This window comes from Devosia sp. 63-57 (assembly GCF_001899045.1).
Taxonomy (GTDB): Bacteria; Pseudomonadota; Alphaproteobacteria; order Rhizobiales; family Devosiaceae; genus Devosia; species Devosia equisanguinis.
This window is the reverse complement of sequence record NZ_MKUY01000004.1, coordinates 400,419-421,320: the sequence shown is the minus strand read 5'-3', so window position 1 is coordinate 421,320 and position 20,902 is coordinate 400,419. Positions and strand designations below refer to the sequence as shown.

Annotated in this window: 20 protein-coding genes; 15 read left to right on the top strand and 5 right to left on the bottom strand. The window is 63.3% G+C overall.

Going from position 1 to position 20,902, the window contains the following annotated elements; translation table 11 throughout:
* Window position 1: 1 nt before the first annotated feature.
* The 4 genes from BGO80_RS07215 to BGO80_RS07200 are packed head-to-tail and all read left to right on the top strand — an operon-like array spanning window position 2 to window position 3,217.
* Window positions 2-1,243, top strand: coding sequence for a thiolase family protein (locus BGO80_RS07215; RefSeq protein WP_286720458.1), 1,242 nt, complete (start codon window positions 2-4; stop codon window positions 1,241-1,243).
* A complete protein-coding gene (locus BGO80_RS07210) occupies window positions 1,243-2,004 on the top strand; it encodes an SDR family NAD(P)-dependent oxidoreductase (protein WP_286720457.1) in 762 nt (253 codons plus the stop codon). The genes BGO80_RS07215 and BGO80_RS07210 overlap by 1 nt, the downstream gene beginning before the upstream one ends.
* An 8-nt stretch (window positions 2,005-2,012) precedes the next feature.
* Window positions 2,013-2,429 carry an acyl-CoA thioesterase gene (locus BGO80_RS07205; RefSeq protein ID WP_286720456.1) on the top strand — a complete coding sequence of 139 codons (417 nt, stop codon included), beginning with the start codon at window positions 2,013-2,015 and terminating at the stop codon, window positions 2,427-2,429.
* 23 nt (window positions 2,430-2,452) lie between these two features.
* A complete protein-coding gene (locus BGO80_RS07200) occupies window positions 2,453-3,217 on the top strand; it encodes a crotonase/enoyl-CoA hydratase family protein (protein WP_286720454.1) in 765 nt (254 codons plus the stop codon).
* Window positions 3,218-3,389: 172 nt separating this feature from the next.
* Here the strand turns inward: BGO80_RS07200 and BGO80_RS07195 are convergent, their stop codons facing one another.
* Window positions 3,390-3,863, bottom strand: a complete 474-nt coding sequence (locus tag BGO80_RS07195; RefSeq protein ID WP_286720452.1) for a MarR family winged helix-turn-helix transcriptional regulator — start codon at window positions 3,861-3,863, stop codon at window positions 3,390-3,392.
* Between the two features lie 261 nt (window positions 3,864-4,124).
* On the opposite strand from BGO80_RS07195, the gene BGO80_RS07190 reads away from it, so the two are divergent.
* The 3 genes from BGO80_RS07190 to BGO80_RS07180 all read left to right on the top strand — a co-directional run bounded on the left by BGO80_RS07190 (window position 4,125) and on the right by BGO80_RS07180 (window position 7,105).
* The gene (locus BGO80_RS07190) at window positions 4,125-4,667 is read left to right on the top strand and encodes a TRAP transporter small permease (protein WP_286720450.1); all 543 of its coding nucleotides are present in this window, start codon (window positions 4,125-4,127) and stop codon (window positions 4,665-4,667) included.
* Complete coding sequence (locus BGO80_RS07185; RefSeq protein WP_286720448.1) at window positions 4,664-5,989, top strand: TRAP transporter large permease; 1,326 nt, start codon at window positions 4,664-4,666, stop codon at window positions 5,987-5,989. The genes BGO80_RS07190 and BGO80_RS07185 overlap by 4 nt, the downstream gene beginning before the upstream one ends.
* A 93-nt stretch (window positions 5,990-6,082) precedes the next feature.
* Window positions 6,083-7,105 (top strand): TRAP transporter substrate-binding protein, encoded by a 1,023-nt coding sequence (locus BGO80_RS07180; RefSeq protein ID WP_286720446.1) that lies wholly within the window; start codon window positions 6,083-6,085, stop codon window positions 7,103-7,105.
* 362 nt (window positions 7,106-7,467) lie between these two features.
* Here the strand turns inward: BGO80_RS07180 and pobA are convergent, their stop codons facing one another.
* The gene (gene pobA, locus BGO80_RS07175; RefSeq protein ID WP_286720443.1) at window positions 7,468-8,625 is read right to left on the bottom strand and encodes a 4-hydroxybenzoate 3-monooxygenase; all 1,158 of its coding nucleotides are present in this window, start codon (window positions 8,623-8,625) and stop codon (window positions 7,468-7,470) included.
* Between the two features lie 50 nt (window positions 8,626-8,675).
* On the opposite strand from pobA, the gene BGO80_RS07170 reads away from it, so the two are divergent.
* Window positions 8,676-9,545 (top strand): helix-turn-helix domain-containing protein, encoded by an 870-nt coding sequence (locus BGO80_RS07170; RefSeq protein ID WP_286720442.1) that lies wholly within the window; start codon window positions 8,676-8,678, stop codon window positions 9,543-9,545.
* Window position 9,546: 1 nt separating this feature from the next.
* Here BGO80_RS07170 and pcaQ read toward each other — a convergent pair whose 3' ends face one another.
* Window positions 9,547-10,491, bottom strand: coding sequence for a pca operon transcription factor PcaQ (gene pcaQ, locus BGO80_RS07165; protein WP_286720750.1), 945 nt, complete (start codon window positions 10,489-10,491; stop codon window positions 9,547-9,549).
* A 159-nt stretch (window positions 10,492-10,650) separates the two neighbouring features.
* Here pcaQ and pcaD point away from each other — a divergent pair, with 159 nt between their 5' ends.
* The 7 genes from pcaD (at window position 10,651) to fdhD (ending at window position 17,687) form a co-directional block, all read left to right on the top strand.
* Window positions 10,651-11,445, top strand: a complete 795-nt coding sequence (gene pcaD / locus BGO80_RS07160; RefSeq protein ID WP_286720440.1) for a 3-oxoadipate enol-lactonase — start codon at window positions 10,651-10,653, stop codon at window positions 11,443-11,445.
* Window positions 11,438-11,827, top strand: a complete 390-nt coding sequence (gene pcaC / locus BGO80_RS07155) for a 4-carboxymuconolactone decarboxylase (RefSeq protein WP_286720437.1) — start codon at window positions 11,438-11,440, stop codon at window positions 11,825-11,827. Before pcaD ends, pcaC begins: the two co-directional genes overlap by 8 nt.
* Complete coding sequence (gene pcaH / locus BGO80_RS07150) at window positions 11,824-12,570, top strand: protocatechuate 3,4-dioxygenase subunit beta (RefSeq protein WP_126148701.1); 747 nt, start codon at window positions 11,824-11,826, stop codon at window positions 12,568-12,570. The genes pcaC and pcaH overlap by 4 nt, the downstream gene beginning before the upstream one ends.
* Window positions 12,571-12,575: 5 nt before the next feature.
* Window positions 12,576-13,184, top strand: a complete 609-nt coding sequence (pcaG, locus tag BGO80_RS07145) for a protocatechuate 3,4-dioxygenase subunit alpha (RefSeq protein WP_502686549.1) — start codon at window positions 12,576-12,578, stop codon at window positions 13,182-13,184.
* 262 nt (window positions 13,185-13,446) lie between these two features.
* Complete coding sequence (locus BGO80_RS07140; protein ID WP_286720432.1) at window positions 13,447-14,475, top strand: 3-carboxy-cis,cis-muconate cycloisomerase; 1,029 nt, start codon at window positions 13,447-13,449, stop codon at window positions 14,473-14,475.
* 138 nt (window positions 14,476-14,613) lie between these two features.
* A complete protein-coding gene (locus BGO80_RS07135; protein WP_286720430.1) occupies window positions 14,614-16,878 on the top strand; it encodes an FdhF/YdeP family oxidoreductase in 2,265 nt (754 codons plus the stop codon).
* Window positions 16,878-17,687 carry a formate dehydrogenase accessory sulfurtransferase FdhD gene (gene fdhD / locus BGO80_RS07130; RefSeq protein WP_286720428.1) on the top strand — a complete coding sequence of 270 codons (810 nt, stop codon included), beginning with the start codon at window positions 16,878-16,880 and terminating at the stop codon, window positions 17,685-17,687. The genes BGO80_RS07135 and fdhD overlap by 1 nt, the downstream gene beginning before the upstream one ends.
* Window positions 17,688-19,056: 1,369 nt before the next feature.
* On the opposite strand, the gene BGO80_RS07125 is transcribed toward fdhD, so the two are convergent.
* Both BGO80_RS07125 and BGO80_RS07120 read right to left on the bottom strand, forming a co-directional pair.
* Window positions 19,057-19,530 carry an ureidoglycolate lyase gene (locus BGO80_RS07125; protein WP_286720426.1) on the bottom strand — a complete coding sequence of 158 codons (474 nt, stop codon included), beginning with the start codon at window positions 19,528-19,530 and terminating at the stop codon, window positions 19,057-19,059.
* Window positions 19,531-19,538: 8 nt separating this feature from the next.
* Window positions 19,539-20,786, bottom strand: a complete 1,248-nt coding sequence (locus BGO80_RS07120; protein ID WP_286720424.1) for an aminotransferase class III-fold pyridoxal phosphate-dependent enzyme — start codon at window positions 20,784-20,786, stop codon at window positions 19,539-19,541.
* Window positions 20,787-20,902: the final 116 nt, after the last annotated feature.

Genomic DNA, 20,902 nt, shown 5'->3' with positions numbered 1-20,902 from the left:
CATGAGCAAAGGCCTTCGCCTCACTTTCGATGACGCCTGGTTGCTGGGTGGCGCCCGCACGCCCTTCGTGGATTATCGCGGCGCCTTCGCCGAAATCTCGCCCATCGATCTCGGTATCAAGGCCGCCCGCGCCGCCATCGAAAAGACTGGCGTCAAAGCCGCCGATATCGGCCACACCATTGCCGGCTCCATGGCCCAGGCCTCGTTCGATGCCTATGTCACCCCGCGCCATATCGGCCTCTATGCCGGCGCGCCCATCGAGGCGCCAGCCCATCTGGTGCAGCGCATTTGCGGCACCGGGCTCGAAGTCATTGCGCAGGCGGCGGATTCGGTGTCGCTCGGACGTGTCGATCTGGCGCTGGGTGCCGGCTGTGAATCGATGAGCCGCAACCCCATCGCCGCCTATACCCATCGCAATGGCTTCACCATGGGCAAGGTGGAGTTCAAGGACTTTCTGTGGGAAGCGCTTTACGACCCGGCCGGCTGCGTCAATATGGGCGACACCGCAGAAAACCTGGCCAAGCAATACAATATTGGGCGCGAACGCGTAGACCGCTTCGCCGAGCGCAGTTTCAACCGGGCTCTTGCTGCGCGCGATGCCGGTATTCTCGCCGAAGAGATTGTCGCGGTCACAAACGAGACGTTCGAGATCGAGACGCTCGACAAGCGCGCCATCAAGCTGCCGCGCGGCGTCGAGAGCGTCGATACGGATTCACATATCCGCCCCTCGCCCTACGAAGTCCTGGCCAAGCTGCGCCCGGCCTTTGGCGGCGTGCAGACCGGCGGCAATTCCTCCGCCATTGTCGATGGTGCCGGCGCCGTGCTGGTCGCGTCCTCGGCCTATGCCAAGGCCAACGGCCATAAGCCGCTCGCCCGTATTGTCGCCAGCGCAGCCGTCGGCGTGCCACCGCAGATCATGGGTATCGGCCCCGCACCCGCCATCCGCGCCGTGCTCGAAACCGCCGGGATGACGCTCGATCAGATTGACCGCGTCGAGATCAACGAAGCCTTCGGCGCGCAGATCCTAGCCTGCGCCGATGAACTCGGGCTCGATGAGGACAAGCTCAACGTCAATGGCGGAGCGATCGCCATCGGCCATCCGCTGGGGGTCACCGGCATCCGCCTGGGCCTCACCTTGGCGCTCGAACTCAAGCGCTCGGGCACGCGCTATGGCATTGCCTCCGCCTGTATCGGCGGCGGCCAGGGCATTGCCCTGCTCATTGAAAACCCAGAGGCCGCATAATGGATGTTTCGGGCAAGACAGTTTTCGTTACCGGCGCCGCCTCCGGGCTGGGCGCCGAGACCGCGCGGGCACTTTCGGGGGCAGGTGCCCGCGCGGCGGTTTTTGATCGGGATGCGGAAAAAGGCGAGGCCGTTGCCGCAGAGCTGGGCGGGCAGTTCTTTGCCGTCGACGTCTCGAGTGCAGATAGCGCCGAGGCAGCGGTGAACGCAGCTGTCGACGCGCTGGGCCCACCCTCGGTGCTGGTCAACTGCGCCGGCATCGGCACCGCCGCCCGCATTGTCGGCCGCGAAGGCCCGATGGCGCTCGATGCCTTTTCGCGCGTCATCAACGTCAACCTCATCGGCAGCTTCAACATGATGCGGCTCTGCGCCCATGCCATGTCGCTGGCCGAACCCGATACCAATGGCCAGCGCGGCGTCATCATTTCCACCGCCTCGGTCGCCGCCTATGACGGGCAGATCGGCCAGGCGGCCTATGCCGCGTCCAAGGGCGGCATCGTGGCCTTGACCCTGCCGGCGGCGCGCGAACTGGCCCGCTTCGGCATTCGCGTCTTGACCATCGCGCCCGGCCTGTTCCTGACGCCGCTGCTCGCGGAACTGCCGCAGGAGGTGCAGGACGGACTGGCATCGGCCATTCCCAATCCGTCGCGCCTCGGCAAGCCAAGCGAGTTTGCGGCGCTGGTCAGAAGCATGGTCGAAAACGACTATCTCAATGGCGAAGTGGTGCGGCTCGACGGCGCCCTGCGCATGGCGGCGAAATAGGATTTCCCATGTTTACCCACACCACCAAGGTCGAGATCCAGTTCGGCGACTGCGACCCGGCGGGGATCGTCTACTACCCCAACTATTTCCGCTTTTTCGACAATGCCACCGCCGCCATGCTCTCGGCCGCCTTTGCCATGCACAAGCGCAACTGGCTCGACCATTACGGCATTGCCGGCATCCCCATGGTCGATACCGGCGCACGCTTCATAAAGCCGTCGAGCTTTGGCGACGTGGTCGAAATCAGTTCCGAAATCACCGAACTGGGTCGCTCCAGCTTTGGGGTGAAACACAGTGTGCTGCGCGATGGCGACCTGGCCATCGAAGCGCATGAAAAGCGCGTCTGGGTCGTGCGCGACGACAATGGCGGCATTCGCTCCGCCGCGCTGCCCGACGAGGTGCGCAAACTTCTGGGTGCCCAATGAACGCCCATGCCAAAGGACAATCCATGACTGACGCCTTGATCATCGAGCAGCGGGGGCCGATTGCCCATCTGCGTCTCAACCGCCCGGAAAAGCGCAATGCGCTCAACGATGATCTGGTCGCTGCACTCGACGCTTTCTTTTCCGCCGTGCCCGAAGGCACCCGCGCCATAGTCATCTCCGGCGAAGGCGGGCATTTCTCGTCCGGCCTCGACCTGTCCCAGCATGTCGCACGCCAGCCGCTCGAGGTGATGGCGCATTCGCGCAACTGGCACCGCGTCATGGCGCAGGTGGCCAACTCGCCCATTCCCGTCATTGCCGCCATGAGTGGTGCAGTGTTGGGCGGGGGTCTCGAATTTGGCGCGGCCTGCCATGTCCGCGTCGCCGAGGAAACCGTGCGCTTCCAGATGCCCGAGGGCCTGCGCGGCATTTTTGTCGGGGGTGGCGGCTCGGTGCGGATCACGCGGCTGATCGGGCCGGACCGGCTGACCGAAATGATGCTGACCGGTCGCACCTATTCGGGCATCGAAGGGGAGCGCCTGGGCCTGGCCCATCACCTGGTGCCCGAAGGCGGTGCACTGGAAAAAGCCTTCGAACTGGCCGAGCGCATTGCGAAGAACTCGCCAACGATCAATGGCTTCATCATCCAGGCCATCGCCCAGATCGGCTCCATGCCGCCCGAGGCCGGGCTCTATGCCGAAAGCCTGACGGCAGCACTGAGCCAGACCGGTCCGGACGCCGAAGAGGGCCTGCGCGCCTTCCTCGAAAAACGCCCGCCGGTTTTCAGATAGGCCTCAGATTATTTCAACTTAAGGTGGATTCTGGCGCTTTTGCCTCCCTCCCCCTTGAGGGGAGGGAGTGAGGGAGGGGGTCCATCAGTGGATCGCTAAATGACCCCCTCCCCGGCCCTCCCCTCAATGGGGAGGGGGCGATGAAGCCGCATCAACCAGAACGTGAAACGCTCTAGGTGAGGCGGTCGAGCAGGTCGAGCAAGGTCTTGCGGGCCTTCTCGCCGCCCAGCCGCGCCACCAGCTCCTGTTCCATATCCTCATGCACCTGCCGGGCATGGGCGAGGAAAGTTTCCCCGTCCTTTGTAAGGTGCAAGGCATTGGCGCGCTTGTCGAAATCGGACGGCACCCGCTCGACCAGCCCGCGCTGTTCCAGCCCATGCACCAGTGGCACGAAATTGGCACGCTTGATCCCCAGCACCTCGGCGATCTCGGTCTGCTTGCGCCCGGGATTGTCAGCGATCAGCACCAGCACGGTATATTCCACCGGTCGCAGGGCCAGACTTTCGAACACGGTCAGGAAGCGCTGGAACACGCTGAGCTGAGCCCGCCGCAGCCGATAGCCGACAATGCTGCTGGTGGCATCGGTGCGCAGTCCTTCGGCGCTGTCTTCGTCCGGCTCTGGTGTCGAAGGCTGTTCGCGCCGCATGGCCGCGTCACTTTCTCTATTGGCTCGCCAAATGAGCCGCTTCTACCACTGGCGGCAATTGGTTATCCAGTATAACCTTATTGCAAATGTACGCGGAAGAGGAACCGCGTCGCAAAAGTTATCGATTTGACGGGGCAGCCGCAATCAGACCCGCATTTCGCTTCAATCGATAATCTCAGGGTTATCATAAGGGCGAAATTTGTCATTTTACAAGACGAGTACGGGCAGCGTTAATTCGACACGAAGCGGGGGAGGATATCCGTGTTCAGTGACAGTTCCGTACTCGGACGGGCAACGCATGGCTTGGCCAAATGGATGGCCATCGCCGGCGGCGTCGTTCTTATGGCCATGATCGTGATCGTGGTGGTGAGCGTAATAGGCCGGGCATTTATCTGGGCCGGCCTCAAGCCCATTCTGGGCGATTATGAGTTGATCTCGGTGGGCATGGGCTTTGCGGTCTTTGCCTTCCTGCCCTGGGCGCATCTGATGCGTGGCCATGCACTGGTGTCGCTCCTGACCGACACCTTCAGCGACCGCGTCAACGCCTGGATCCTGGTGGTTACCGACTTCATGATGCTCGTGGCCTCGGCTTTCATCGCCTGGCGACTCTATTTCGGCATGATGGACAAGTTCGCCTATCGCGAGACCACCATCCTTTTGGGCCTGCCTCTGAGCTGGGCCTTCATGGCAGGCCTGGTCGGCGCCGTGGTCATGGTCCTGGTGTCCATTTTCGTCTTCGGCCGCTCGGTGCAGGACGCACTGGCCGGCAAGGCGCCGCCCAAGCATGTGGGGAGCGAGCATTGACCACCAATCTACTCCTCGGCCTTCTGGGCATTCCGGCAGTGCTGCTGCTGGTCTTTCTGCGCGTACCGATCGGCCTCGCCATGATGGCGATCGGCGTTTTCGGCACCTGGATGATCACCAAGAACTTCAATCCGGTGATGGCCCAGTTCAAGACGCTGAGCTATTCGACCTTCGCCTCCCATTCCCTGTCGGTGGTGCCGCTCTTCCTGCTCATGGGCCAGTTCGCCACGCTGAGCGGGCTGTCGACCAAGATCTTCAAGGCCGCGACGGCCTGGTTGGGTCATCGCCAGGGCGGCGTAGCCATGGCCGCCATCGGCGCCAGCGCCGGCTTCGGCTCCATCGTCGGCTCTTCCCTTGCCACCGCTGCCACCATGGGCAAAGTCGCCCTGCCCGAGCTCAAGAAATACGGCTATTCCAATGCCCTCTCCACCGGCGCCGTGGCCGCTGGCGGCACGCTGGGCATTCTCATTCCGCCCTCGGTGATCCTCGTGATCTTCGCGGTGCTGACCGAACAGAACATCGCCAAGCTGTTCATGGGCGCCTTCCTTCCCGGCATTCTGGCGGCGGTCGGCTATCTGGTCGTCATCGCCATCTATGTGCGTGTCCGCCCCGAAGCCGGCGGCCGGCTGGAGCGTGTGCCCTATATGGAACGCTTCAAGGCCCTGGCCGATATCTGGCCGGTCCTGCTGGTCTTCGTGCTTGTCATCGGCGGCATCTATACCGGCATCTTCACCCCGACCGAGGCAGCGGCCATCGGCGCGGCTGGCACTTTCGTGATCGCCCTCGCTTATCGCAGTCTCACCTGGGAAAACGTCCGCGACGCGCTGCTTTCGACCGCGGTGTCGACGGCGATGATCTTCCTCATCGTCTTCGGCGCCGCCGTGCTCAACAGCTTCCTGGCCCTGTCGCAACTGCCGCAGGTGGCGGCCGGCTGGATCGGCGAACAGGGCTACAACCCCTGGATCGTGCTGGCCATCGTGCTGGTGTTCTACCTGGTCCTGGGCTGCGTCATGGATTCGCTGTCCATGATCCTGCTGACCATTCCGATCCTTTATCCGATGATGATGGTGCTCGATTTCGGCATGACCGCCGATGAGTTCGGCATCTGGTTCGGCATTCTGGTGCTGATCGCCGTGGAGGTCGGCCTGATCACCCCGCCGGTGGGCATGAATCTCTTCATCATCAATTCCATGTCGCCCGGCACTAAGCTGTCGGAGACCTATCGCGGGGTGATGCCCTTCGTTCTCAGTGACATCATCCGGACCATAATCCTCGTAGCATTCCCATCGATCACGCTCTGTCTCGTGTGGTGGTTCTACTAGGACAATACGAGCCTGCCCGGCTTTCTGGAGGAAGCCGGGCAGGAAAACCAAAAAACCGGCCACACGGCCGGCATCTCAAGGGAGGGAAACCCAATGAAGACCAAAACTTTCGTCCTGGGCGCACTGGCCGCTCTGGCCATGGCCACCACCGCCTTCGCCCAGGAAGTCACGCTGCGCATTCATCAGATGCTGCCGGCCCAGGCCACCATTCCGGCCCAGGCGATCGAGCCCTGGGCCCAGATGGTCACCGAAGCCTCGGGCGGCCGCATCGCCTTCGAACTCTACCCGGCCATGCAGCTGGGCGGCGCTCCGGCCGATCTCTACGACCAGGCCAAGGACGGCGTGGTCGACATCGTCTGGACCATCATGGGCTATACGCCCGGTCGCTTCCCCAAGTCGGAAGTGTTCGAGCTGCCCTTCCTGATCACCAATGGCGAAAAGTCCTCGGCCGCTTTCTACAACTACGTGATGGACAACGCTGCCGACGAGTATAACGGCATCAAGGTGCTGGCCCTGCACACCCATGGCCCGGGCCTGTTCCACTCCAAGGACCCGATCACCAAGCTCGAGGACCTCGAAGGCATGAAGGTGCGCGGCGGCTCGCGCATTATCTCCAACATGCTGGCCCAGCTTGGCGCCGAGCCGGTCGGCATGCCGGTGACGCAGACCCCAGAGGCGCTGTCCAAGGGCGTGATCGACGCCACCACCGTACCGTGGGAAGTGACCCCGTCGCTGCGCATATCCGAACTGGTCAAGAACCATACCGGCTTTACCAGCGACCATGGCCTTTACAGCCAGACCTTCGGCTTCTTCATGAACCAGGACAGCTATAACAACCTGCCCGACGACCTGAAGGCCGTGATCGACGCCCATTCGGGCCTCGAAGTCTCGCGCCAGTTCGGCCGCGTCATGGACAATGGCGATGCCGGTGGCCTGGCCATTGCGGTCAAGGCGGGCAACAATATCGTCCAGCTCGACGAGACCGAAACCGCCCGCTGGATCGCTGCCGCCCAGCCGACCATCGACCAGTGGGTCGCCGACATGACCGCCGCTGGCGTTGATGGCCAGGCCCTGCTCGACGCCGCCCGCGCCGCCGTGGCGGCCGAAGGCAACTAGAGGACTTCAAACTGCGACGGACTCGGGGGCTGTCGCCTCCCTCCCCCTTGAGGGGAGGGAATGAGGGTGGGGGTCCATCGTGGGCCACTGAACCACCCCCCACCCCCGCCCTCCCCCTCAAGGGGGGAGGGAGCGATGCAGCCGCATCAACCAGAACGTGAAAAACTCTAAGCCTTACCCAAAAATCTCTCCGAAGGCCCCGCTACTCCGGTGGCGGGGCTTTTTTGCTGTTTCGGAACACCCCCACCTAACCTCCCCCTGAAACAGGGCGAGGGACCGATCGAGCGCGGCGAGCTTTCCGCGACGCACCTCTTCTCCTCGCCCTTCTGCAGTGGGAGGCCCGTTCGGGGCCTGTTAGCCCCCTATTGCGGCAACCCGGTATAGTTCTCCGCGAGACTCTGCTGGGCCGCCACCGAGCCGGTGAGATAGTCGAACTCGGCGCGCTGGATGCGGCGGCCGAAATCGCCGCTATCGGGAAAGACGTGGAGAAGACTGGTCATCCACCAGCTGAACCGCTCCGCCTTCCAGATGCGCGACAGCGCCTTGGCGGAGTAGAAATCGAGCCCGGCCGTTGATGTCTCGCCATAGAACTCGATCAGCGCATCGGCCAGCATGGCCACGTCGCTCATGGCGAGGTTGAGACCCTTGGCGCCGGTGGGCGGCACGATATGGGCGGCGTCGCCGGCCAGGAACAGCCGTCCGAAGCGCAGCGGCTCGGCGACGAAACTGCGTAAGGGCGCGATGGACTTTTCCAGCGACTCCCCGGTCTGCAGGACCTCGGCCGTGGCCGGATCGAGCCGGCGGCGCAGCTCGTCCCAGAAGCGATCGTCGCTCCAGTCCTCGACCTTTTCGCTATTGGCCACTTGCACATAATAGCGGCTGCGCGTCGGCGAGCGCTGCGAGCAGAGGGCAAAGCCGCGCTCGTGATGGGCATAGATCAGCTCATGCGCCACCGGCGGCTTGTCGACCAGAATGCCGAGCCAGCCGAAGGGATAGATGCGCTCGAAGGTCTTGATCGCATCCTGCGGTACGCTGGCGCGGCTGACGCCGTGATAGCCATCGCAGCCGGCAATATAGTCGCAGTCGACGCGGTGGCTGACCCCATCCTTGCGCCAAGTGACATAAGGCTTGCCGTCGAAATCATGCAGTTGCACATCCTCGGCCTCGTAGATGGTCTGCCCCTGCCGGGCATCCATCAGGTCGCGGGTCACCTCGGTCTGGCCATAGACGGTGACGCGGCGACCGACCAATTGCGCGAAGTCGATGCGATGGCTGTCGCCGTCAAAGCTCAGCACCGTGCCGTCATGGATCAAGCCCTCTTCGTGCAAGCGCTTGCTTACCTGTGCCCGGTCCATCAGGTCGACGGCGCCCTGCTCGAGCACACCGGCGCGGATGCGGCCCAGCACATAATCGGCGCTCTTGCGCTCGAGAATGAGATTATCGATCCCGGCCAGGTCGAGCAGACGCCCGAGCATCAGCCCGGCCGGGCCCGCTCCCACGATGACAACTTTGGTGCGCATTCAGCTCCCCCATTTCTCCCCCAGCATGCGCATCTCAGCCCAATTGGTGAATGGACAGCCACGTCAATCGCTTGCACTATCCGAACATGAAGATGATCCCCACCTATGCCCTCTATGGCGAACAGGACAGCACGCAGGACTGGCTGCACTGGGAGACCATTCCGGCGCGCAGCCGCCTGCACGGCTTTCGCATTGCCCCGCATCGGCACGAGCACCTGTTCCAGGTGCTGGCGCTGACCCAGGGCACTGCCCGCGTCACGCTGGACGGCGCCGAATTTCGCCTGACGCCGGGGGCGCTGGTGGTGGTCCCCGCCTTGGTGGTCCATGGCTACACCTTTTCCGAGGATGTCGATGGCGTGGTGCTGACGCTGTTCGAGCGCGATGTGCGGGCGCTGGATCTCGGCTTCGCGCATCCCTCAATCATTCGCTCCGGCGGCGGCGTGGTGCGCGAGGCCATGGCCCGGCTGGTCGATGAGGCCGACCATCCCGGTGAACGCCACGACCTGGCGATGCGCGCCCATCTCTCGCTGCTGCTGCTGGCGCTGCACCGGGCCCATAGCCAGGCGGTGGCCAGCGAAATCCCACCGGACCGGACGCGGCTGCATGCGGCCGCCTTTCGGCAATTGGTAGATGAGCGCTTCCGCAGCAGCCGCCGCATCACCGATTATGCCGAGACGCTGGGGGTGAGCCCCACCCATCTCAATCGCATCTGCCGGCAGGCTCTGGGCGCTTCGGCGCTGGCGATCATCGAGCGACGCATCGCGCTCGAGGCGCGGCGGCAATTGTTATTTTCGACCCTTTCCATCAAGGAAATCGGTGCCGAACTGGGTTATGATGACCCCGCCTATTTCACCCGCTTCGTCACCCGCATGCTCGGCATGTCACCGGCAAAGTTCCGCCAGCAGATGAGCCGCGCCTAGCTCAATCGCCCGCAGCCGACGCGACCGGCCCGGCGCCGCGCATATTTTCCGACACTTCGCGCACCGTCTGCATGAAGGCGGTGGTGGCAAAACCAGGCACGGTGTCGGCGCGGGTGGTAAAGCCGACCGGCCCCTGCGTCTCGCTCATGTCGACGGGCAGGAGATAGAGATAATTTTCGGCCACATCGTCGGCCACTACACCCTCGGAGATGAACCACACCGCATCGCTCTGCCTGATATAGGCCCTGCCAAAGGCGTTGGAGACCGTCTCGACCTCCTCGTGCTGGCCGCCAATGCCATAGGCAACCAGCATGCGCTGCACCAGGGGCCGGATCACCGAGCCGGGCGTCGGCATCAGCCGCTGATAGCCGTCGATCATGCCCAGGTTGAATTCGCGCTCCCCCAGCAGGGGATGGTCGGGGCGCACCGCCAGCACCACACGCTCGGAATAGAGATGCTCAAAACTCAGCCCCAGCATGGAATCGGGCTCGGCCATGCGCCCGATGACCAGATCGACATCGCCGGTACGCAGCAGCGACAAGAGGTAGGAATTGGGTCCGGTGACGATGCGACTATTGATCCCCGGCTCGGCCTTGAAGAATTTGCGCACCGCCTCGGGCAGGATGCGCGCCGATACCGATGGCAGCGCGCCGATCTTGACCACCGCCGCCTCCTCGCCACCACGCGCCGCATCGATCCCCTGTCGCAGCGCGGCAATAGAGGTGGAGGCATAACGGTAAAACACCTCCCCGAACGGGGTCAGCGCCAGCCGGCGCCGGCTGCGGTCGAACAGCGCTCCACCCAGCACCTCCTCGAGTTCCTGGATCGTTTTGGTGGCCGCCGGCTGGCTGATATTGAGCATGTCGGCGGCATTGACCACACTGCGCAACCGCGCCACTTCCAGAAAGCAGGCGATGTGGCGGATCTTGATCCGGGGATCGATAATGCGCGGCGCCATTGTCAGCCTCGGTTATTCTATGTCACAAATTCAGCGCTTTTCGCGGCGCCACCGGCGAGTTCGATAAGCCCGGAGTTATTTTATCGTCATGAGTAATCATTTTACTTGGCGGCGACCAGCCCCTTAAATCGGCCTGAAGAGGGGACCATGAACTTCATTCGCATCCATGATGTGTTGCTGCATTATCGCCTGGCAGGGCCGGTCGGCGCGCCTGGTCTGGTGCTGGTCAATTCGCTGGGCACCGATGCCCGTATCTGGGATGGCGTGATCGACCAGCTCTCGGGCGACTTCCGCATTCTCTCCTATGACAAGCGCGGCCATGGGCTCAGCGACAGCCCGCCCGGCGACTACAGTCTCGACGACCACCTGCGCGATCTCGAGGGTCTCGTGGCCCATATCGGCTTCGAGCGCCTCGCCCTCGGTGGCGTCTCCATCGGCGGGCTGATCAGCCAGGGGTTTGCCCTGAAGCATCCCGAACGGTTGAACGCGCTGGTGCTGTGCGATACCGCCGCCAAGGTTGGCGACGATGCCATGTGGAACGCCCGCGCCGACACCGTGCTGACCAAGGGACTGGGCGCCATCGCCGACGCCGTGATGGAGCGCTGGTTCAGCCCCGGTTTCCGCCAGCATGAGCCCGCGGCATTGGCCGGCTGGAAAAACCTCTTCCTGCGCACCGACCCGGCTGGCTATGCCGCCACCTGCGCCACTTTGCGCGACACCGATCTGCGCGACAGCATCGGCGCCATTGCCACGCCCACCCTGGTGGTGGCCGGCGCCGAGGACGGCTCGACCCCGGTGGAGCTGGTGCGCAGCTGCGCCGATGCCATTCCCGGAGCGCGGTTCGAAATCCTGCCTGGTGCGGGCCATCTTCCATCCATCGAGCAGCCGGAAAAGCTCGCGGCGCTGATGCGGCAGTTTCTCAAGGAGGCCATCAATGGCTGAAGACAGCCTTTTCGCGCAGGGCATGGCGACCCGCCGCGCGGTGCTGGGCGACGCCCATGTCGACAATGCCACCGCGCGCACCACCGAATTCGACGCCGATTTCCAGACCTTCATCACTGAAGGCGCCTGGGGGTCGGTATGGTCGCGACCCGGCCTCAGCAAGCGCGAGCGCTCGCTGGTCACCCTCGCCCTCCTGGCCGGGCTGGGCCACGAGGAGGAATTCGCCATGCATGTGCGCGCCACGCTCAATACCGGCGCCACGCCGGCCGATATCAAGGAAGCGCTGCTGCATGTGGCCGTCTATGCCGGCGTCCCGGCGGCCAATAGCGCCTTCAAAATCGCCAAGCAGGAACTCGCCAAGCGTCAGGAGGCAGCACAATGAGCGGCATCATTCTACCCGGAGCCGATGGCGTGCTGTTCCAGCGCGATCGCGCCTGGCACCCCCCCGCCGATACGCCGGGCTACAAGAGCTCGACCTTCCGCGCCCCCAAGCACAGCCTGCTGGCGCTGGGACCCACCAAGTCGGAAATGAGCGGCCCCACTTTCGGCCACGAAAAGCTGGGCGAACTCGACAATGATCTCATCCGCAATTTCAGTCAGGACGGCACCGAGGCCATCGGCCAGCGCATGATCGTCTATGGCCAGGTGCTCGACGAGAATGCGCGGCCCGTGCCCCATACGCTGGTGGAATATTGGCAGGCCAATGCCGGCGGCCGCTATCGCCACAAGAAGGAAGGCTACGTCGCCGCCCTCGATCCCAATTTCGGCGGTTTCGGCCGCTCGATCACCGACGAAAACGGCTTCTACCACTTCCGCACCGTCAAGCCCGGCGCCTATCCCTGGCCCAATGGCGGCAATGACTGGCGCCCGGCCCATATCCACTTCTCGGTTTTCGGCCACGCCTTCGCGCAGCGGCTGATCACCCAGATGTATTTCGAGGGCGATCCGATGATCTGGCAATGCCCCATCGTCGGCACCATTCCCGACAAAGCGGCCATCGATCAGTTGATTGCCCGGCTCGACCGGCAGAACACCGTGCCCATGGATGCGCTCACCTATCGCTTCGACATCGTGTTGCGCGGCCGCCGCTCGACCATGTTCGAAAACAAGCTGGAGGGGAATTGATGAAACTGCACCCCGTTCCCGTGCTCAAGGAATCGCCGTCCCAGACCGCCGGCCCCTATGTGCATATCGGCATGACCCCGAATTTCTGCGGGATCACTGGCGTGATCGACGCCGATCCCGGCATCACCATGCTGACGCCCGAAGCCAAGGGCGAGCGCATCACCATTACCGGCCGGGTCATCGACGGCTCCGGCGCGCCGGTCAATGACGCGGTGCTCGAGCTCTGGCAGGCCGACAGCACCGGCAGCTTCGTCGCGCCCATGGCCCCCAATTCCAACTCCGTCCCCGCCTTTACCGGCTGGGGCCGCCAGCCGACCCGGCCCGACGGCACCTTCAGCTTCGAAACCATTAAGCCCGGCCGCGTCGACGGTCCGGACGGCAAGCCGCAGGCGCCGCATGTTTCGCTGTGGATCGTGGCGCGCGGCATCAATATCGGCCTGCAGACCCGGCTCTATTTCGCCGACGAAGCCGAGGCCAATGCCGCCGATTTCGTGCTCAACAAGATCATGGACCCGCGCCGCCGCGAGACCCTGATCGCGAAACGCGACGGCTCGACCTACACCCTCGACATCCATCTGCAGGGTGACAAGGAAACGGTGTTTTTTGATTTCTAGGGCGAGACCGCATGCATTGAACGCCGACCATGCATGAACGCCGACCATCCCATAAACTCTGGTCGTCACCCTCGGGCTTGACCCGAGGGGCCTCGCCAATCAGGCACTTTAAGAGCAGAGCCCTCGGGTCAAGCCCGAGGGTTAAGGCGGATAGTGGGATGGCGGGAAGGGCAGCCGATGGCGTGCTCCCCCAAAAAGGGCCGGTGCCGCTGGATCGAGTCTGCTTCACAGCCCATGCCCTGACATGATCTAAGAGACCGTCATGACCCTGCTCTCCGCCCTTGCGGGCGATGCCGACATCCAAGCCCTGCTCTCCGACGCCGCAGAGATCGCCGCCATGCTGCGGGTCGAGCGGGCGCTCGCCGACGCCTCCGCCGATGCCGGCTGGATTTCACCCGACGCCGCAGCCGCTATTGCCACCGCCATCGATGGCTTTACCCCGGACTTCGCGGCGCTCGAGGCCGGCATGGCCCAGGACGGCGTGGTGATCCCAGCGCTGGTCAAGCAGTTGCGGGCCCGCGTGCCCGAGCCGCATGGCGCTGCTCTCCACAAGGGCGCCACCAGCCAGGACATCATCGACACGGCACTGATGCTGCAACTGGTGCCGATCTTCGATCTCTATGAAATCCGCCTTGACGCGCTGCTCGCCCGGCTCGACCGGCTGGCCTATGACTGGTCCGGCCGCGCGCTCATGGCCCATACCCGCATGCAGGTGGCCCTGCCCACCACCTGGGACGCCAAGCTCGCATCCTGGTCCGAACCGCTGCAGCGACATCTGCGCGCCCTGGCCGCCATGCGCCGGAGCCTGCTCGTCGTGCAGCTCGGCGGACCGGTGGGCGATCGCTCGAGCTTTGCCGGGCGGGGCGACGCCATCGCCGAGCACCTGGCGCACCGTCTCGATCTTGGCCTGGCCGCTCCCTGGCATACCACCCGCGACCCCATTGTCGCACTTGGCGCCCTTCTAGCCCTGATCTCCGGCACGCTAGGCAAGATCGGCGCCGACCTCGCGCTTCTGGCGCAGAACGAAGTCGCGGCAATCAAGCTCGAAGGCGGCGGCGGCTCCTCGGCCATGGCCCACAAGGCCAATCCGGTCAATGCCGAGGTGCTGGTCGCCCTGGCCCGCGCCAATGCCGGCCTCTCCGCCAATCTGCAACAGGCGATGGTGCATGAATATGAGCGCTCCGGCGCCGCCTGGACGCTCGAATGGCTGACCCTGCCCCAGATGCTGGTCAATACCGGCGCCAGCCTGCGCCTTGGCCTCAAACTGCTCGACCAGCTCCGCCAGCCCTGAGCCGAGATTATTTGAAACTCAGGTAGACTTTGCGCGCTTCTACCACACGGCGTGTTTAGCCTTGTGCGACAGGTGAATGCCCGTCAGAATCGGCGTGCCGAGCCGCCGATCACTTCGCGCCCAGTTGGAGGATGCCCCATGAGCGACAAGCAACCCCGCTACCAGACCTATACGCATCCGGCCGGCGGCTGGGGTGCGGCGGCGGCTACCGCCAGGGTGCTGATGGAACAGAGCGTCATCACCAAGGGCTCGCGGGCACTGCTGGACATGAACCAGCCCGGCGGCTTCAAATGTCCCTCCTGCGCCTTCCCCGATGCCGACGAGCGCAAGAAGCTCGAATTCTGCGAAAACGGCGCCAAGGCGCTGGCCCATGAAGCCACCCGCGCACGCGTGAGCCGCGACTTCTTCGCCGAGCACAGCGTTTCCGACCTCATGGAGCAATCCGATTACTGGCTCGAAATGCAGGGCCGGTTGACCGAGCCCATGCGCTATGACGCCGCGACCGACCATTACGTCCCCTGCTCCTGGGACGAGGCCTTTGCGCTGATCGGCAAGCATCTGCGGGCGCTCGACAACCCCAACCAGGCGGAGTTCTACACCTCCGGCCGCACGCCCAACGAGGCGGCCTTCCTCTATTCGATCTTCGTGCGCGAATTCGGCACCAATAATTTCCCCGATTGCTCCAATATGTGCCACGAACCGACCAGCCGCGGCCTGCCGCCGGTACTGGGCATTGGCAAGGGTTCGGTGGTGCTCAAGGATTTCGAAGAAGCCGAGGCCATCTTCATCATCGGGCAGAATACCGGCACCAATTCGCCGCGCATGATGACCAATCTGGTCGAGGCCCGAAAGCGCGGCATCCCCATCGTCGCGGTCAATCCCATGCCCGAGCGGGCGCTGCTCAAATTCACCGAGCCGCAGGACGTGGTGCAGATGGCCACCTTCGGCTCGACGCCCATTGCCAGCGAATTCGTCCACATCAAGATCGGCGGCGACCTGGCCCTGCTCAAGGGCATGATGAAGGTGATGTTCGAGCGCGAGGCGGCAGGCGAAGATGTGCTCGACCAGGCCTTCATCGCCGAACACACAGCCGGACTCGCGGCGCTGCGCGCTGATGTGCTGCAGCATGACTGGCCCGAACTGGTCGCGGTCTCCGGTATCAGCGAAGAGCAGATCCGCCGCGTCGCCGATATCTATATCCGCTCCAAGGCCACTATCATCTGCTACGGCATGGGCCTGACTCAGCATCAGCAGGGCTCGCGCCTGCTCCAGCAACTGGCGGCGCTGCTGCTCCTGAAGGGCAATATCGGCAAGCCGGGCGCGGGGATCGCCCCCATTCGCGGCCACTCCAACGTCCAGGGTGACCGTACCGTCGGCGTCGATGAAAAGCCCGCAGCCGAATATCTCGACCGCGTCCGTGAGGTTTTCGGCTTCGAGCCGCCGCGCGAACACGGCCACCACGCTGTGGAATCGGTCGAGGCGATGAAGCGCGGCGAGGCCAAGGTCTTCATCGGTCTAGGCGGCAATTTCGTCCGCGCCGTGCCCGACACCAACGAAGCCTATGCGGCCATGCGCAAGCTGGCGCTGACCGTAGGGATCGCCACAAAACTCAATCGCGGCCATCTGGTGCATGGGCAGGACGCGCTGATCCTGCCGGTGGTGGCGCGCTCCGAACATGTGCGCACCCGGCTCGGCGAGCAGGTGGTCACCATCGAGGACGCGATGAGCAATGTGACGCCCTCGCGCGGCGTGCTGGAACCGGCCAGCGAACACCTGCTGCCCGAAACCGAAATCGTCTGCCGCATGGCCATGGCCACCCTGCCCGACAGCAAGGTCGATTGGGCCCGCTATATCCATGACTACGCCGCCATCCGCGACAAGATCGCCGAGGTCTATCCGGCCATCTATTCGGACTTCAACGACAAGCTCAAAAATCCGCGCGGCTTCCACCTCGACGTGCCCTCGCGCCGCCGCGTCTGGAAGACCGCCAATGGCAAGGCCAATTTCCTGGTGTTCGAGGGGCTGCATGTCGATGCACCGGTCGAGGACAAGGACATGCTGCGCCTGGCCACCGTAAGGAGCCACGACCAGTTCAACACCACCATCTATTCCAATTCCGACCGCTATCGCGGCGTCTACAATGACCGCATGGTGCTGTTCATGAACGCCGAGGACCGTGCCGAACGCGGGCTGGAAGCAGGCCAGAAGATCAGCCTCGAGACCATCTTTCACGACGGCATTTCGCGCCGCGTCGATGCATTGACCGTGCTCGATTATCCCATGCCGCGCGGTTCGGTGGCCGGCTATTATCCCGAGCTCAATCCGCTGCTGCCGCTCGACTATTACGACCGCATCAGCGGCACGCCGGCGGCAAAATCCATCCCGGTGCGCGTGGTCCGCTGATGCCATCTACGGGCGCGACGGAGGATATCGACGTCCTGCGCCTGGGGCTGGGCGTTTTGGGCGATGAAGAGACCAGGCGCGCCGTGCCGGTCGAAGCGCCCATTGCCATCGATATAGGCGGCATCGGCTATGCGGTGATGATGGCGACCCCGGTCGATCTCAAGGATTACATCACCGGCTTCGCCCTGTCCGAGGGGTTGATTACGCGTGCCGATGAGCTGACCGGGCTGGTCATTTCCGAGGTCGAGGGCGGCTTTGTCGCCCGGCTAACGCTACCGACGGAGGGCATGCAGAAGGCCTTGGCGCGGGCCCGCAAGCGCGTGGGCGAAAGCTCCTGCGGGCTTTGCGGCATCGACAATATCGCCGAGGTGCTGCGGCCATTGCCCAAGCTCACCGCGCGGATAAACACTACCCGCGCCGCCATTGCCAGCGCCCTTGCCACTCTGCCCGAACATCAGCCCCTCAGCCGCCTCACCGGCGCCGTGCATGCCGCTGCCTTCTGCCTGCCGGATGGCACGATCGCCCTCGTGCGCGAGGATGTCGGCCGCCACAATGCGCTCGACAAACTCTTGGGCGCCATGGCCCGCGCCAAGATCGACCCGGCCAGCGGCTTCATCCTGCTCTCGGCCCGATGCTCCTATGAGCTAGTGGAAAAAACCGTCCGCGCCGGCTGCCCGATGCTGGTCACCATCTCCGCCCCCACCAGCCTCGCCGTCCAGCGCGCCACAAATGCCGGCCTCACCCTCGTCACCCTCGCCCGTCCCGATGCGGCCCTGGTGGCTAACGGCCGAGACACGATAAAGGACTGACTTAAGAACCCAACAATGCGCAATCGCGCCACTGCCAAACCGTAGCGCCAGCGCAGGAAATGTGGTGGTGAAAAAGAAATGGCGCGCCCGCTGCGACATAAATGGGCACTGTAGTGACTGGGAAATTCTGATCCAACTATGACAGAGTTCGGCATTGTCTAAGGCAAGCGGAACGACAGCCGACCTGCGGCGAAAGTCTGAAATGGGGTGGGAAGGAGACAGGCAGCTCTTATGCCTCGTAGCTTGTGAGCAGACGATGGTCCGCGCACTTCAACACGCGCGCCGACGCCTAACTGGTCATGCAAACCTGATATCGCTGCGCATCCTGACTTGCTTCAATTATAGGGGACGTTTGAAACAAGATGATCTTCTATGATTGGTTTTTTCCACACTGAATCCCGGGGTAGAAGGAAAATCTATGTCAAAAAGGAGATTTTTGCTTGGGGTTAGCGCGACCGTGCTTCTGGCGGCGACCGTCACAGCTACACTCGCCAAACCGCTCCGGCTGGCAGCACCTCAAATCTTGGGTCTGTCTTGCCTTGAGCGAACTTGCGTTGAAGATGCAGAGGATCTCCAACGGGCTCAGGACTTGGTGCGCGCCGCAGTCCGAGAGGTAGAAGTGTTAACGGGACAGACAGTACCTCCGCTTACGTTGGTTTTATGCAGCACTTCCGAATGTTATAAGAGCTTCGGCGGTGACCGCGAACGCGCGATTTCCTTTCCTTGGCTGGGAGCGGTGATTTCTGGTCCCGACTGGCAGGACTATATCATTCGCCACGAGCTCATCCATTGGCTGCAGTTTGACAGGTACGGGGCGGTGGAGACCATGTCACATCCAACGTGGTTTCGAGAGGGCATGGCGTATGCTCTTAGCGGCGCTCCCGATTGGGACATTCCCGAGCATTACCAGCCGATGATCTCCCGATATCGTGGCTGGCAGGAGCAAAGGAACCTTGACGGGCTTTGGACAACTCAACCTGAATTCTAGGGCGACATGGTGCGCCGTCTGCTTCCTCGTCCCAAGCTTCTGAAGCGGCCTGTCCGCAATCACACCAGTCTTGTCGGTGGCCAAGGATCAAAGCAACGTCCGCTTTCGGGCTGTTGCGAAGGCTCGTCCTGGGACCGCAATGGGGTCGGGAACTGCCGGGCCGAAGCGCGCCCCATTCCAGTCATTGGTCGAACCTGCGCGGCCGCCCGGAAGCGGACACGGGGAGACGATCACCCCCCAAATGTGACACTCTTTCGACTGCGATCACGACATCTCGAGATATGTCGCCAAGTTGCGGCGATAACACGCGCAGGCGGCAATCCGCTATACTACCATCAAGCGGTAGCAATTCATGTCGCGAAGCAGCTGGAGGAACAAGTCCTAAAACTCCACCCCAACTGCTTCATCGAGTTGCCAAAGCACCCCATCCTCGGCGCTCTCAGCCTTCCACATGATCATGCCGAACTGCGCCGGTTGATCGAGAACCGTCAGCCCCGCGTGCCACACATCCTGCCCGATGCATATTGCATCCTCAGGCCCGGCGACAAAGGCGAGCGCCCCACCCAAATTCGGCCCGCCATTGGCGGTCTTGGGCGCGACGAGAATGAGCCAGCGCCCAGCCTTGATCGGCACAAAACTCTGTGTCGAATGCGGATGTCGCTCGAGCGCGGCAACCCGCACCGCTCCATTCACCGGCTGCGGACACAGAATCGTAAAGGCATGCGCCCCTGGAACGTCGCCCTTTTCCATCACCTCTGGAAAAGCTCGCGCCTTGCCATCTGCGGCCTGAAGCACGGTTGCATAAGGAGCGAGCGCCGCGGCATCAACCGGCCGTGCCTTGAGAACGAGAGTCATGACAGGTCCTAATTGAGACGTTTGAAACCGGCGTGGCAGATCGGGCCACGCAAAAGCGAACTGACATCCCGCCCTGCTTCGCACTCCGCAATGAGGGCAAAGATGGGGTCGAGAGCGTAGAAATAGCCATCGACGATATCGGGAGTGTGGGCGAGGCAGGTATAGACGCTGGTGGCAGCCAGGTAGCCCCTCTCAAGCATTTCCTGGCTGATCAGCGTCTTGTAGGCGGCGGCATTCGCCCCCTTGAACGCAAACCCGGTCAGGGCCGGTAGACCGGCTGTTGAGATTTCAAGCCCATGCTTTGCCGCCAACTCCCGCCAGCGCTGGGTGATATCCACGCCGATCCCGGTAATGACCTCCCAGGACTGGGTTTGCTCCATGACATCGAGCGTCGCCAGTGCGGCCGCAGAGCCGATCCGCTCGGTCCAGAAGGTCGAGCTGATAAAGCTGTTCTGCGCTGCTTCCATCACCGCGCGCCGGCCGATAACGGCGGTCACCGCATAGCCATTGCCCAGCGCCTTGCCAAACACCGCCATGTCGGGGTCGACACCATAAAGCGTGTGCAGACCGCCAAAACTCTGGCGAAAGCCGGAGGTGCATTCGTCGAAAATCAGCACGATGCCATGCGCCTTAGCCAACTCCCGCACCTTCCGCAGGAAATCGGGCGACGGATCAAAGGTGCGCGCCACCTCCATCATGATCACGCCGATTTTCCCGGTCGCGATCAATGCCTCGAGCGCGGCAATGTCATTGAAGCCAAACGGAAACACCGTGCCGCGCAGGTTCCGCGGCACCCCTTGCGGGTCGAGCCCCGGCAGGAGATGCCCGGCCAGGCTATCGTCCTCGCCGAGATTGGATGCCAGATACCAGTCGTGCCAGCCGTGATAGCCGCAAATGGCCACGCCATCCCGGCCTGAGGCCGCGCGGGCAATCCGGATGGCCACCGCATTAGCCTCGCCGCCGGTGCGCGCAAAGCGCGCCATCTCGGCCCAAGGGTGCATCGCCACCAACCGCTCTGCCAATTCCACCTCTTCAGGCGCATTGAGCGTCGACATATTGCCCTGTGCCACGGTCGCGACCACCGCCGCATCGACGCGCTCGTCCCCATAGCCGAGCGTATTGGCGCCGACGCCCATGATCGTCATGTCGATCAATTCGCGCCCGTCGAGATCCCAGACGCGGCACCCCTTGGCCTTGCTGAAATAGGCCGGCCATTGCTCCGGCAGGAACATTTCCGGCCGCTTTGACAAAAGCATGTTGCCACCAGGGATCAACCCTTTGGCCTTCTTCCAGAGTTCCTGTCCCGCCCCCACGAAATCCTCCCTTGCGCTTGGGTTATATTGTTATCAGTGTAACATGATAGTTCAAGACA

Coding starts and splice junctions, on each gene's coding strand:
- pobA (WP_286720443.1), bottom strand. CDS start 8,625: ATGCGCACCAAAGTTGTCATCGTGGGAGCGGGCCCGGCCGGGCTGATG.
- BGO80_RS07120 (WP_286720424.1), bottom strand. CDS start 20,786: ATGCTTTTGTCAAAGCGGCCGGAAATGTTCCTGCCGGAGCAATGGCCG.
- pcaC (WP_286720437.1), top strand. CDS start 11,438: ATGGCTGAAGACAGCCTTTTCGCGCAGGGCATGGCGACCCGCCGCGCG.
- BGO80_RS07140 (WP_286720432.1), top strand. CDS start 13,447: ATGACCCTGCTCTCCGCCCTTGCGGGCGATGCCGACATCCAAGCCCTG.
- BGO80_RS07135 (WP_286720430.1), top strand. CDS start 14,614: ATGAGCGACAAGCAACCCCGCTACCAGACCTATACGCATCCGGCCGGC.
- pcaH (WP_126148701.1), top strand. CDS start 11,824: ATGAGCGGCATCATTCTACCCGGAGCCGATGGCGTGCTGTTCCAGCGC.
- BGO80_RS07210 (WP_286720457.1), top strand. CDS start 1,243: ATGGATGTTTCGGGCAAGACAGTTTTCGTTACCGGCGCCGCCTCCGGG.
- pcaD (WP_286720440.1), top strand. CDS start 10,651: ATGAACTTCATTCGCATCCATGATGTGTTGCTGCATTATCGCCTGGCA.
- BGO80_RS07215 (WP_286720458.1), top strand. CDS start 2: ATGAGCAAAGGCCTTCGCCTCACTTTCGATGACGCCTGGTTGCTGGGT.
- fdhD (WP_286720428.1), top strand. CDS start 16,878: ATGCCATCTACGGGCGCGACGGAGGATATCGACGTCCTGCGCCTGGGG.
- BGO80_RS07195 (WP_286720452.1), bottom strand. CDS start 3,863: ATGCGGCGCGAACAGCCTTCGACACCAGAGCCGGACGAAGACAGCGCC.
- BGO80_RS07125 (WP_286720426.1), bottom strand. CDS start 19,530: ATGACTCTCGTTCTCAAGGCACGGCCGGTTGATGCCGCGGCGCTCGCT.
- BGO80_RS07170 (WP_286720442.1), top strand. CDS start 8,676: ATGGACAGCCACGTCAATCGCTTGCACTATCCGAACATGAAGATGATC.
- BGO80_RS07205 (WP_286720456.1), top strand. CDS start 2,013: ATGTTTACCCACACCACCAAGGTCGAGATCCAGTTCGGCGACTGCGAC.
- BGO80_RS07180 (WP_286720446.1), top strand. CDS start 6,083: ATGAAGACCAAAACTTTCGTCCTGGGCGCACTGGCCGCTCTGGCCATG.
- BGO80_RS07200 (WP_286720454.1), top strand. CDS start 2,453: ATGACTGACGCCTTGATCATCGAGCAGCGGGGGCCGATTGCCCATCTG.